Genomic DNA, 12,375 nt, shown 5'->3' on the forward strand with positions numbered 1-12,375 from the left:
CTGCGTCCTTGTGTCGTGGACCGCAGAATTCGTAAGGTCGAGTGATGCCGCTCACCGCGTCGACGCCGCCGCCCGGTTTGCCCGCCTCCCTCGACTACCCCGAAGTCCCGGTCGGTTCGCTCATCGCCGCGGGGGCCGCGCGCTGGGGCGACCGGACGGCCTTCGCCCACGACGGCCGCAGCCTCACCTTCACCGAGACCTACCGGGCCGCGTGCCGGTTCGCCAACGCCCTGCGGGCCCGGGGCATCGGCCGCGGCGACGTCGTCGCGCTGCACCTGCCGAACTGCCTGGCCTTCCCGGTCGCCTACTACGGCACGCTGCTGGCCGGGGCCACCTTCAGCCCGGCGAACCCGCTGCTCCCGCCGGACGACCTGGCCTTCCAGCTCACCGACTGCGAGGCCGCGGCCGTCGTGACGTTCGGCCCGGTCGCGGGCGCGCTGGCGAGCGTCGCCGACCGGATCCCGGCGCGGCTCACCGTCGTCGTCGCCCCCACCGGCGACCTGCCCGAAGGCGGCGTCGAATTCGAGGCCTTTCAGGAGGGGCAGCCCGAGACGCGCCCCGACGTGGAGCTGTCGCTGCACGAGGACCTCGCGCACCTCGCGTACACGGGCGGCACCACCGGCCGGTCGAAGGGCGTGCGGCTCTCGCACCGCAACGTCGTGGTCAACACGCTCCAGCACGCGTGCTGGGGCTCCGGCTCGGTGCCGGCGCTCGACGCGAACGGCGACGTCACGATCGACCAGATCGGCAGCGAGGACGAGTGGCCGACGCGGCTGGGCACCGGCGTCGCGATCAACCTGACGCCGTGGTTCCACGCGATGGGCATCATCGGCGGGCTGAACGCGGCGGTGCTCGCGGGCACCACGATCGTGCTGCATTCGCGGTTCGACCCGCCGGCGTACGTCGCCGACGCCGAGCGGCTCCGGATCACCGGCATCGGCGGGGCCCCGGCGCTGTTCGCCGCGCTGCTGGCGACGCCGTCGTTCCACACGGCCGACCTGTCGTCGGTGAAGTCGATCGGGTCGGGCGCGGCGCCGATGAACCACGCGATGATCAACGCGCTGCGCGAGCGCTTCCCGGACGTCGTGGTGAGCGAGGGCTACGGCCTCACCGAGGCGACGATGGGCGCGGTGATCTCGCCGACGTACCGCTCGGGCACCCGCAAGGTCGGCTCGGTGGGCGTCCCGATCTTCGACACGGAGGTCAAGATCGTCCCGGCCGAGGGCGGCGAGGAACCGCTCCCGGCCGGCGAAAAGGGCGAGGTCTGCCTGCGCGGCCCCCAGATCATGCTGGGTTACCGCAACCGCCCGGAGGAGACGGCGGCGGCCCTGGTCGACGGCTGGCTGCACACGGGCGACATCGGCATCCTCGACGCGGACGGCTACCTGTCCATCGTGGACCGCAAGAAGGACATGCTGCTGTACAAGGGCTACAACGTCTTCCCCCGCGAGCTGGAGGAGCTCCTGATCACGATGCCGGGCGTCGCGGCGGCGGCCGTGGTGGGCCGCCCGGACACCGAGGTCGGCGAGCTGCCGGTCGCGTTCGTGGTGCCGCGCGGGGAGCTGGACGCCGACGAGCTGATGGCCGCGGTGAACGAGAAGGTGCTGCCGTACAAGCGGTTGCGGGAGGTGCACGTCGTCGAGCAGATCCCGGTGTCGGCGGCCGGGAAGGTGCTGAAGCGGCAGCTGCGGGAGCAGCTCGGCTAGCTGGGCTTGAACCGGCAAGTCGCGGGTTGGACCCGGCAGTCGTGCCGCTTCGGACCGATGTCGGGCTCGCCCGAGTGCAGGTTGTACTCGACGTAGTGGCGGCCCCACGCCGTCGTGGCGAAGGCGGGCTGCCCGGGCGGCGGCACCACCAGCGCGCGACGGCTGCCGCGATAGCTGTACTCGATGCGGACGCGCCAGCGGCAGAAGCACTTCTCCGTGTGCGCCCGGATCACCAGGTGCTCGGTTTTGCCCTGCTCGACGAACCGGACCTTGCCGTCGGTCAGGTACGGCCGCGTCGGCCCGCCGGGATCCTCGCCGGGGACCAGGGCCGGGATTTCCGAGCCCGCCCCGGAGTCGAGCCGGAACTCGATGAGGGCTGCTTCGCCGGTGCCCTGCGGATCCGCGATGAAGGCCGTTCCCGCCAGGGGATCCTTCCGCTCCTCGACGACCGCGGTGATCTTCTCGATGTCGATCCGGCCGGACCGGTGGCTCTCCAGCGTCACCTGGTGCCCGGACGTGCCCAGCTGGGCGAGGGTGTGCTTCCCCATCTCGGCCAGCACGTCGCCCGACACCGGACCGGTCAGCACGGCATCGGTCGCCCAGTACTCCCCCGCGACGAGACCCGGGTAGCTCTCGCCGCGCGCGGTCAGGACCTCGTCGGAGAAGACGTCCTTCGCCCGGTCGACGGTCAGCGGAGCGACCCCGGGGATCGCGACGGCGAGCACCAGCGGGGTCGCGGTGGCGACCAGCGTCTTCGGGACCTTGCCGAGCTTGTTCCACCACGCCGGTCCCCGCTTCGGCCGCTTCGCCGGACGCAGGGTCGTCGTGCGGCCCGCGACCACCGGCTTCCGCTTGCGGTTCACGCCTCCGCGCCTTCCCGCGCCTCTTCGGACTCCGGCTCGTCGTCCGGTTCGGCGGCCGGCTCGGGCTCGGGGGTCAGGCGCGGACCGGTGACCACGGCCAGCAGCGGCACGGCGACCAGCGACGCCCAGTAGCCGAGGCCCAGCTCGAGCCCGTCGCGCTGGGCGCTGATCCGGTCCGCGGCCCCGCTCGGGTCCCACAGCAGCCACGCGTTGATCAGCAGCACGCCGTAGAGACCGCCGCACACGTACAGCGCGGCCAGGCGCAGGGCGTTGCGCCGCCAGCCCGTCGTCAGCGCGGTACCCACGAGCATTACGAGGACCGCGACCAAGCCGACGCGGTAGATCCCCGGCCAACCGGTGACGACCGCCGGGAAGCTCGCCTTCGGCGTTGTCGACCTCGAACCAGGCCAGCGACTGGGAGAGCACGACGACCGGCACGGCGAGCACCAGCGCCGTCACCCGCACGACCGGCGTCCGCCGCGGCGGTGCGTCCGGCGTCGCCGCGATCCGGACGCGCGACGCCGCCGGGACACCGGCGATGGCGACGCCGAGCCCGAGGAGCAGCATCCCGGCCGTGTAGAACACCAGCCCCTGCGCCGGGGTTACCAGGAAATCCGGGCCCGCCCGCTCCGAGTCGAAGCCGAACGACGGCAGGGAGGCGCGGATGTCGGCCGCGTTGGCGCGCAGCGCGACGAACAGGGCGGCCAGCGCGGGCAGCGGGGCGCACACGACGATCGCGAGCCGCCACAACCCGATCTCCCGGCGCCCGGCCGCGAACGCCGCGACCGCGCCCACCGCGGCGACCACGAGCAGCACCGCGAACGTCGGGCCCTGCCGCTCGATGCTCGTCACGGTGAGGTCGAACGGCGCGCCCTGCGGATCGGTCCGGACCACGACCCACGGGAACGTCAACGCGACGACGGCCAGCCCCACCCCGACGCCCGCCAGGACGACCCCGGCGAGCCAGGGCACCGAGACACCGTCGTCCGACCGCGAATCCACCATCACTCGCCCCTCGAGAACTCCGTCGATCGGAGTCAGGACCTTAGCGGGTTCGCCCGGGCGCTGGAGCGGATTCCGCACACGGCTCCACCGAATGGCTCGCTTAGTGGCCGGTCTTCTCGCGCAGGGCCGCGTCCTTGTCCAGGACCAGCTTCTCCAGGTCCTGCTGGAACTTCGCCATCTTCGTCCGCAGGCCCTCGTCCGACGCCGCCAGGATGCGGACCGCCAGCAGGCCCGCGTTGCGCGCGCCGCCCACCGAGACCGTCGCCACCGGGACGCCCGCCGGCATCTGGACGATCGACAGCAGCGAATCCATGCCGTCCAGGTACTTCAGCGGCACCGGGACACCGATCACCGGCAGCACCGTCGCCGACGCCACCATGCCCGGGAGGTGGGCCGCGCCGCCCGCGCCCGCGATGATCACCTTCAGGCCGCGGGCCGCCGCCGACGTCGCGTAGTCCAGCATGCGCTGCGGCGTCCGGTGCGCCGAATACACGCCGACCTCGTACTCGACGCCGAACTCGTCCAGCGCCGCGCCGGCCGCCTCCAGCGTCGGCCAGTCCGAGTCGCTGCCCATGATCACGCCCACCTGCGGCGCCATACCCGTCACTCCCGTCAGTGGATCTCGTAGCCGTCGAGCCAGACGGCGTGGGACAGCCAGTGCGCCGACAGCAGCGCGCGGTCGCGCAGGTCGTCCATGCGCTCGCCGGTGAAGTTGACGTGCCCGAGCTTGCGCCCCGGCCGCTCCTGTTTGCCGTACAGGTGCACCCGGGCCTCCGGGTACCGCGCGAACAGGTGGTGCAGCCGCTCGTCCGGGCCCATCTCGGGCAGCTCCGGCGCGCCCAGCACGTTCGCCATCACGCACGCCGGCGCGATCAGGTCCGTCCGGCCCAGCGGGTAGTCGAGCACCGCGCGCAGGTGCTGCTCGAACTGCGACGTGCGCGCGCCGTCCATGGTCCAGTGCCCGGAGTTGTGCGGGCGCATCGCCAGCTCGTTCACCAGCAGCCCGGTGTCCGTCTCGAACAGCTCCACGGCCAGCAGGCCGGTGACGTCCAGCGTCGACGCGATCCGCAGCGCCAGGTCCTGGGCCTCGTGCACGCGTTCCGGGGCCAGCCCCGGCGCCGGGGCCAGCACCTCGGTGTTGATGCCGCCCTGCTGCACCGTCTCCACCACGGGGTACGCCGCGCCCTGGCCGAAGGGCGAGCGGGCGACGAGCGCGGACAGCTCCCGCCTCATCGTCACCTTCTCCTCGACCAGCAGGGCCGTGCCCGCTTCGAGCAGCTCCGGCACGGTCTCGCGGGCGTGCTGGGCGGTGTCCAGCATCCAGACGCCGCGGCCGTCGTACCCGCCGGTCGACGCCTTGAGCACCACCGGCCAGCCGTGCTCGCCGCCGAACGCCAGCACGTCGTCCACAGAGGACACCTCGGCGAAGGCGGGGCCCGGCACGCCGAGGCCGGCCATCATCTCGCGCATCACGAGCTTGTTCTGCGCGAAGCCGAGCGCGGTCGCCGCCGGCCGGATGACGAAGCCCTCCATCGACAACGTCAGCAGGTGCTCGCCCGGCACGTGCTCGTGGTCGAACGTGAGCACGTCGACCGAGGCCGCGAACTTCCGCAGCGCCTCGAGATCGGTGTGGTGGCCGAGGGTGACGTCGCCCGCGACGAGCCCCGCCGCTTCGTTCTCGCTCGCCGCGAGCACGCGCAGGGACTGGCCGAGGGAGATCGCCGCCTGGTGGGTCATCCGGGCCAGCTGCCCGCCGCCCACCATGCCCACGATGGGCAGACCGGTGTTTTTGTCCATAGCGCCGATCAGCCTAAACTGTGACGACCTGCGGTGACCGCCGGACCAGACGTAGCTCACGCGCCGCGAGCCCGAGGATCCCGGCCGCCGCCGCCAGCACGTAGCCGTTGCCGAGCACCGACCAGCCCAGGCCCCAGCCGAACTCCACGTCGCCGCCGTTGGGCACCAGCATCACGATCTGCGAGGCGAACAGCACCGCGACCGCCGCCGCGGCCCACCACCGCGCCTTCACCACCAGCAGCGTGAGCAACGGCACGCACCAGACCCAGTGGTGCGACCACGACACCGGCGACAGCAGCAGCCCGTAGAACGCCGTCACCAGCAACGCCGCCGCGTCCTCACCACGCCGGTGCAGCCGCACCACCAGCCACACCGCGGGCACGGCCAGCACCGCCGCCACCCCGACCGCCACCGCCAGCGACCAGGGCGCCAGCGCCGAAGCCCGGTTGACCAGCCCGTTGAGCGACTGGTTGAAGATCCAGTGCACCGACCCGACCCGGCTCGGGTCGGTCGCCGAATCCCGCCAGAACCGCGCCGCGTCGACCGGGATGACCGCGAACATCACCGCTTCGAGCGCCACGAACGTGCCCAGGGCCCGCAGCCCGTCCTTCCACCGGCCGGTGAAGAACAGGTGCGGCACGAAGATCAGCGGGGTCAGCTTGATCGCCGCCGCCACGCCGATCAGCACGCCCGCCCAGCGCGATCCCCGCGCCGAGAGCACCAGGACGTCCAGCACCACGAACGCCATCAGTATCAAGTTGATCTGGCCCAGGAACAGCGTCTTCCACACCGGTTCCAGCGCCAGCGCGATGGCCGTTCCCGCCGGCAGCGCCCACCAGCTTCTTCCCAGAAGCGGTGCGCGCCCCGGCGACGACGAAACCACCGTGATCACGACCATAAGACCGACCACCGACAAAACCGCGATCACGCCCCAGACCAGGCCCGATGGCACGAGGGCGAGCGGCAGGAACAGCGGCGCGGCGGCCGGGGTGTAGGTGAACGGCAGCCGCACCCAGTCCGGCAACGCGGTCAGCACGTCCCGCGTGTAGAGCGGGTCGCCGTGCACGAGCGTCAGCGCACCTGCGCGGTACACCGCGCTGTCCGCGCCCAGGTGCCACCCGGCCAGCCAGACGACGACGCCGAACCCGAGGACGAGCAGCGCGAGAACGCCGGCGAGCACCCGTCCGGTGCGCGCCTCAGACGCCGGACGCGACGTCGACATGCTCGTCCGCGACGGCCTTCTTCCTGGCACGCTTCTGCAGGCCCCAGCGCAGGATCAGCGCCGCGGCCAGCACCACCGGCATCAGGATGTAGGCGTCCCCCACGATGTTCTGCCACACCTTCCAGTGCAGCTCGACGTTGCGGCCGTTCGGCAGGATCAGCAGCACGCAGCTGACGAACACGAACGCGACCAGCCCGGTCCCGACCCAGCGCTTCCACGCCGTCTTCGGGGTGGTCTTCGGCAGCCGCGAGACCAGCAGCACGATCAGCGGGATCACCCACACCCAGTGGTGGGTCCACGAGATCGGCGAGATCAGCAGCGTCCAGAACGCCGTGACGAGCAGCGCGGCCAGCGCCTGTCCCTTGCGGTGGAAGCGCATCAGCAGCCACAGCGCCGGGACGGCGAGCAGGAACCCGATGCCCATCGCCGCCTTCGACGCCCACGGCGCGAGGTCGGTGGCCCGGTTCATCAGCGCGTTGAGCGATTGGTTGCCCGCCCAGTGCACCGGCCCGATGCGGCCGGTGTCCGGCAGCGTAACGGTCCAGTACTTGGCCGCGTCGTGCGCGTTGATCAGGAACATCAGGCCCTGGAGCAGCACGAACGTCGCGAAGCCGCGGATGGCGTCCATCCGGCGGCCGGTGACGAACAGGTGCCCGAGGAACACCAGCGGCGTGAGCTTGATCGCCGCCGCGACGCCGACCAGCACGCCGCCCCAGCGGCTCCCGCGGGCGCCGATGACCAGCATGTCCAGCAGGATCATGGCCATCAGGATCAGGTTGATCTGGCCGAGGAAGATCGTCCGCCACACCGGCTCGAGGGCCAGGAAGACCAGGAAGAACACGATGGTCGAGCGGGCGGGCGAGGCCCACCAGCGCGGCCCGTCCGCGGCCGGGCGCGGCAGCGCGCCGATCGCGATCCGGATCGACAGCGCCATCGCCCCCAGCGAGACGGCCGTGATCAGGCCCCAGGAGATCTGCGTCGGGAACGCCGCGAGCGGGATGAAGATCAACGCCGCCGTCGGCGGGTAGGTGAACGGCAGCAGCGCCCACCACGGCTCGGTGGCCAGGGTGTTGGCGTCGTAGAGCGAGTCGCCGTGCAGCAGCGTCAGCGCGCCGGCCCGGTACACCGCGCTGTCGACGCCGAGGACCCAGTCGTGCTGCCAGCCGTAGATGCCGTACCCGATCGCGACCAGCGGGATCACCGACAGGATCAGGATCGACCGCGGGCGGACGGACAGGCGGGCGAGTGACTTCCGCAGGGCCAGGCGGTGCTGCTGGGATCTGGCCGCGACTTCGCCGTCGACGTCGGTGGTTACGGTCCGGGTCACCTCACCAGGAAATCATGACCGGCCGTGCCCCGGTCGGAAGGGTCCGCGCGAAACCGGACTTTTCGCGCGTTCTACGCCCGGGCGAGGTGGGACAGCAGGTCGCACGCCAGTTCGTGGGTCGCGGGCAGCCGGACCGCGGAGACGCGCGGGCGGCCGGCGTCCGCGAGCTGGGCGTCCACCGACAGCCGCTCGTGCAACGCCCTTCGCAGCGCGACACCGTGCGAAGCTACCCGGTCGTCCTTCGGGACCAGCGCCGCGACGACCGACGGCCCGAGCGAAGCGACGCTCTGCCCGCTGTCGAAGACCGCCCGCAGCGCGTCCGCGACCAGGATCATCCCGGTCAGCCGCGGGAACCCGGCGACGGCGGTCAGGTCGAGCGAGACGACCAGCAGCACGTAGTCCTCGGCGGCGGGCCGCTCGCGCGCGGCGGCGGCCCGGTAGACCTCGACGAGCCGGGTGCGCAGGTAGGCGGCCGACGGCAGGCCGGTCAGCGGGTCGGTGACCTCGGTGTGCACGAGCTGGTCGGTGGCGACGTCGGCCCAGGCCAGCGCGGTCGCCCGGAGCAGCCGCGCCGGGGTGGCGTCGACGTCGGGCGAGACGAACCCGTCGCCGCCGTGGTCGACGACCGCGTGCAGCGCGGCCAGGTCGGCGAGGGTTTCGGCGAGCCCCGCGCCCGCCGCCGCCCGCGCCCTGGCCAGCCCGGCCAGCGCGGTCTCGGCGGCTTCGACGCGGCCCTTGGCCATCACCGCCGCGCAGACGGCGTCGACCTCGGGCAGGGCCCAGTCGCTGGGGAACCGCCAGCCGGCGGCCAGGCTGGCCGTGCGCCAGCGGGCCCGCAACGCGCGCAGGGCGCCGTCGCGCTCGGCGGTGGTCGGGACGTCACCGGAGCCGGAGCGCATACCGGTAGCCGGAACATCCACAGGCCACCCGCTCCTTCCGATCCGTGTCGATCTTGCTCGGTGCTTCACGGTGAGGACGTGCCCCGGCGGACGCCGTGACGCGTACTGGCCAGTTTTGTTCCAGACCTTTTTCCCGGCGCCACCCGGGGGTGGGTGATTTCACTCCGCCGTCGGAGTCAACACCCGGACCACGACGTGACGGCCACGGGTGGGTCAGTCACACTTGTCTCGCGTCCCGGACCCGCCTGTAATGGCAGGTCCTGGCCCTAACCGACCGAGGAGTGCCGTGTCCACCGTTCCCGCCGATCTCAGCGGAAAGAGTGACGCCGAGCTGATCGCGGAGGTCCGCGACGGGAAGATCGAGTCGTACGGCGCGCTCTACTCCCGCCACACCGGCGCGGCGCACAACCTGGCTCGTCAGCTGGCCCGCTCGAGCTCCGAGGCCGACGACCTCGTGTCCGAGGCGTTCGCCAAGGTGCTCGACACGCTGCGTGGTGGCAAGGGGCCGGACACCGCCTTCCGGGCGTACCTCCTGACCGCACTCCGTCACACCGCGTACGACCGCACGCGCAAGGAACGCCGGGTCGACCTCAACGAGGACATGACCGAGGTCGGCGGCGCCGCGGCCGAAGCGCTGACCGTGCCGTTCTCCGACACCGCCGTCGCCGGGCTCGAGCGGACGATGGCCGCGAAGGCGTTCGCGCGGCTGCCCGAGCGCTGGCAGGCCGTGCTCTGGCACACCGAGATCGAGCAGCAGAGCCCGGCCGAGGTCGCGCCGCTGCTGGGGCTGACCGCGAACGGCGTCTCGGCGCTCGCCTACCGCGCCCGCGAGGGCCTCCGCCAGGCGTACCTGCAGGTCCACCTGCAGGAGAACGCCGAAGAACGCTGCCGGGCGTGCGCCGAGCGGCTCGGCGCGTGGACCCGCGACGGGCTGTCCAAGCGCGAACGCGCCCAGGTCGAGAACCACCTCGACGAGTGCGAGAAGTGCCGCGCGCTGGCCGCGGAGCTCGCCGACGTCAACGGCGGGCTGCGCGCGATCATCGCCCCGATCGTCCTGGGCGGCGCGGCGCTCGGCTACCTCGCCACGGTCGGCGCCGCGAAGGCGAGCGCGGCCACCGCGGCGACGGCCGGTGCGGCCGCCGCCGGTGCCGCGGCCGCCGGGGGCAAGGCCGGCGCGGCCGCGGGAGCCGCCGCCGCGGGCCCCCGCCAGTTCGCCGGGGTCGCCGCTTCCGGCACGGCGGTCGTCGCGGCCGTCGTCATCGCGCTCACCGCCGGCGGCGGGGCCCAGGAGATCCCGGTCGCGGCCCAGGTGCCCCCGCCGGTCGTCCAGCCGGTCCAGCCGCCCGCGCCCAAGCCCCAGCCGCCGGCCCCGCCCGCGGTGCAGCCGCCCCCGCCGCCCGCGGCCCCGCCCGTCCAACCCGCCGCGCCGCCGGTCCAGCCGCCCCCGCCGCAAGCCCCGCCGGCGCCGCCCGCACCGGCCCCGCCGTCGGTGTCCGCGACGACGCCGCCGGGCGGCATCGAGCTGAGCCCCGGCTCGTCGGCGAACCTGCCGATCACCGTGCGCAACGACGGCGGCAGCCCGTCCGAGCCCGTGGCCGTCGCGCTGAACCTGCCGCCGGGCGTGCACGCCGTGGGCGCGGGCGGTGGCGGCGCGCCGATGGCGGCCGCGCAGGCCGCCGCGCCGATCACGGTGAACTGCCCGGGCGGCGACCGCACGGTCACCTGCAAGACCGGCACCGGGCTGCAGCCGGGCCAGAGCGCGACACTCACCTTCCGGCTCGCCGCCGACGCGACCGCCGAAGGCGGCACCGTCACCGGCTCGGTCACCGCCGGCGTGCAGATCAACGTCTCGGTGAGCGTCAAGGTCACCGTGAAGCAGCCGCCGGACGGCGTGGTCCTGGAAGCGCAGGGCGACGGCCTTTCGGCGTTCCCCTGGACCCGCAACCCGCTGGTCTACGTCCGGGTCCGCAACACGGGCGAGACGACGAAGCCGGTCACGGTCACCTTCGACCACCCGCTGTGGCAGTCGTGGAGCCTGCGCGGCTTCCCCTGCACGCCGTCCGGCGCGGGCGCGACCTGCACCACGACGAACGCACTGGCCCCGGGTCAGCACGTCAACCTGTGGGCGCGGCTGAAGGGCAGGCCCGACGACGGCCGCGTGACGATCACCGCGCGGCTCGGCAAGGCGTCGGCGCCGCCGGTGACCGTGGACTTCGGCTGCTGGCACCACTGGTGCGGCAAGGACCCGCTGCCGGTGCCCGCGCCGTCGGCGACGACGCCGCCGTCGCCGTCGAAGCACAAGCCGAAGCCATCGGTCACCCCGCCGGCGACGACGTCGGAAACCGAGACTTCGACGACGGCCCCGACGTCGACGACCACCACGAGCGCGCCGCCGTCGCCCGGTCCGAACCCGGGTCACAAGCAGCCGACGGTCACCCCCGAACGGGCTTTCGGCTGGCTGACCGGGTAGCGTCCGCCCGGTGCGCGAGCTGCTGAAGAAGCATCGCGAGCTCCTCCGCTTCGCCGTCGTCGGCGGGATCAGCTTCGTGATCACCATGTCCGTCAACTACGGCCTGAAGTTCACCGTGCTGCGGACCCACCCGGTTACGGCGCTGATCGTCGGCGTCCTGGTCGCGACGATCTTCTCCTACGTCGCCAACCGCGAGTGGTCGTTCCGCACCCGCGGCGGGCGTGAGCGGGCGCACGAAGCCGCGCTGTTCTTCCTGTTCAGCGGCATCGCGCTGGGCCTGAACGCGCTGCCGCAGTGGTTCTCGCGGTACGTGCTGGACCTGCAGGCGCCGCGGCTGTCGCCGTTCGGCGTCGAGGTGGCCGACTTCGTCAGCGGGATCGTCATCGGGACGCTGCTGGGCACGCTGTTCCGCTGGTGGGCGTTCAAGAAGTGGGTGTTCCCCGACGAAGGCGCGCGCGTCGTCGAGGTCGCGGAGGATCCGGACATTCAGGACCGGAAAGCCGCCTGAACCACAGGGTCAACGCGGTGTGCTCCTAGACTGCGTGGTGTGACCGTTGTGGAAACCGTGCTCAAGCGCACGCCGGAGCCACTGCGTTCGGTGCTGATCAAGCACCGGGAGCTGCTGAAGTTCGCGATCGTGGGCGGCACGACGTTCCTCGTCGACAACGGCGTCTGGTACGTGCTCAAGCTGTCGGTGCTGGAGTCGAAACCGACCACGGCCAAGGCCATCGCGATCATCGTCGCGACGATCGTGTCGTACATCCTCAACCGCGAGTGGTCGTTCCGCACCCGCGGCGGCCGCGAACGCCACCACGAAGCCGCGTTGTTCTTCGTGATCAGCGGCGTCGCGGTGGTGGTCAACCTGATCCCGCTGTACGTCTCGCGGTACGTGCTGGACCTCGAGGTACCGCACGTGACGCGGCTGGTGCAGGAGGTCGCGGACTTCGCGAGCGGGTCGATCATCGGCATGCTGCTGGCGATGTTCTTCCGCTTCTGGGGCTTCAAGAAGTGGGTCTTCCCGGACGAGCTGGGCCAGCGGCGCCGGGACAACGACCAGGTCACACGCCTGCGCTGATTATTTCCTTG

Annotated in this window: 12 protein-coding genes; 5 read left to right on the forward strand and 7 right to left on the reverse strand. The window is 72.5% G+C overall.

Annotated features, from left to right (window positions below; genetic code table 11):
* Positions 1–44 precede the first annotated feature (44 nt).
* Positions 45–1,706, forward strand: a complete 1,662-nt coding sequence (locus QP939_RS07605) for a class I adenylate-forming enzyme family protein (RefSeq protein WP_285455872.1) — start codon at positions 45–47, stop codon at positions 1,704–1,706.
* On the opposite strand, the gene QP939_RS07610 is transcribed toward QP939_RS07605, so the two are convergent.
* Positions 1,703–2,569: a hypothetical protein gene (locus QP939_RS07610; protein WP_285455873.1), complete on the reverse strand. Its 867-nt coding sequence runs from the start codon at positions 2,567–2,569 to the stop codon at positions 1,703–1,705. The two genes, QP939_RS07605 and QP939_RS07610, sit on opposite strands and share 4 nt — an antisense overlap.
* A complete protein-coding gene (locus tag QP939_RS07615; RefSeq protein WP_285455874.1) occupies positions 2,566–2,880 on the reverse strand; it encodes a hypothetical protein in 315 nt (104 codons plus the stop codon). Before QP939_RS07615 ends, QP939_RS07610 begins: the two co-directional genes overlap by 4 nt.
* 77 nt (positions 2,881–2,957) lie before the next feature.
* Between QP939_RS07615 and QP939_RS07620 the strand changes: the two genes are divergently transcribed.
* Positions 2,958–3,149 (forward strand): hypothetical protein, encoded by a 192-nt coding sequence (locus tag QP939_RS07620; protein ID WP_285455875.1) that lies wholly within the window; start codon positions 2,958–2,960, stop codon positions 3,147–3,149.
* 525 nt (positions 3,150–3,674) lie between these two features.
* Here the strand turns inward: QP939_RS07620 and purE are convergent.
* From purE to QP939_RS07645, 5 genes are all read right to left on the reverse strand, one after another.
* Positions 3,675–4,172 carry a 5-(carboxyamino)imidazole ribonucleotide mutase gene (gene purE, locus QP939_RS07625; protein WP_285455876.1) on the reverse strand — a complete coding sequence of 166 codons (498 nt, stop codon included), beginning with the start codon at positions 4,170–4,172 and terminating at the stop codon, positions 3,675–3,677.
* A gap of 14 nt (positions 4,173–4,186) precedes the next feature.
* A complete protein-coding gene (locus QP939_RS07630; RefSeq protein WP_285455877.1) occupies positions 4,187–5,371 on the reverse strand; it encodes a 5-(carboxyamino)imidazole ribonucleotide synthase in 1,185 nt (394 codons plus the stop codon).
* Between the two features lie 13 nt (positions 5,372–5,384).
* Complete coding sequence (locus QP939_RS07635) at positions 5,385–6,593, reverse strand: glycosyltransferase 87 family protein (protein WP_285455878.1); 1,209 nt, start codon at positions 6,591–6,593, stop codon at positions 5,385–5,387.
* On the reverse strand, positions 6,568–7,920 hold the full coding sequence (locus QP939_RS07640) for a glycosyltransferase 87 family protein (protein WP_285455879.1): 1,353 nt from the start codon (positions 7,918–7,920) through the stop codon (positions 6,568–6,570). Before QP939_RS07640 ends, QP939_RS07635 begins: the two co-directional genes overlap by 26 nt.
* Before the next feature lie 71 nt (positions 7,921–7,991).
* On the reverse strand, positions 7,992–8,840 hold the full coding sequence (locus QP939_RS07645; protein WP_285455880.1) for a GGDEF domain-containing protein: 849 nt from the start codon (positions 8,838–8,840) through the stop codon (positions 7,992–7,994).
* Between the two features lie 265 nt (positions 8,841–9,105).
* Here QP939_RS07645 and QP939_RS07650 point away from each other — a divergent pair, with 265 nt between their 5' ends.
* Genes QP939_RS07650 through QP939_RS07660 form a run of 3 tightly spaced genes read left to right on the forward strand, consistent with a single transcriptional unit; the run spans position 9,106 to position 12,364 of the window.
* Positions 9,106–11,289 carry a sigma-70 family RNA polymerase sigma factor gene (locus QP939_RS07650; protein ID WP_285455881.1) on the forward strand — a complete coding sequence of 728 codons (2,184 nt, stop codon included), beginning with the start codon at positions 9,106–9,108 and terminating at the stop codon, positions 11,287–11,289.
* Positions 11,290–11,299: 10 nt separating this feature from the next.
* Positions 11,300–11,797 carry a GtrA family protein gene (locus QP939_RS07655; protein WP_285455882.1) on the forward strand — a complete coding sequence of 166 codons (498 nt, stop codon included), beginning with the start codon at positions 11,300–11,302 and terminating at the stop codon, positions 11,795–11,797.
* 39 nt (positions 11,798–11,836) lie between these two features.
* Positions 11,837–12,364 (forward strand): GtrA family protein, encoded by a 528-nt coding sequence (locus tag QP939_RS07660; RefSeq protein ID WP_285455883.1) that lies wholly within the window; start codon positions 11,837–11,839, stop codon positions 12,362–12,364.
* Positions 12,365–12,375: the final 11 nt, after the last annotated feature.

Source organism: Amycolatopsis nalaikhensis (genome assembly GCF_030264295.1).
GTDB lineage: Bacteria > Actinomycetota > Actinomycetes > Mycobacteriales > Pseudonocardiaceae > Amycolatopsis > Amycolatopsis nalaikhensis.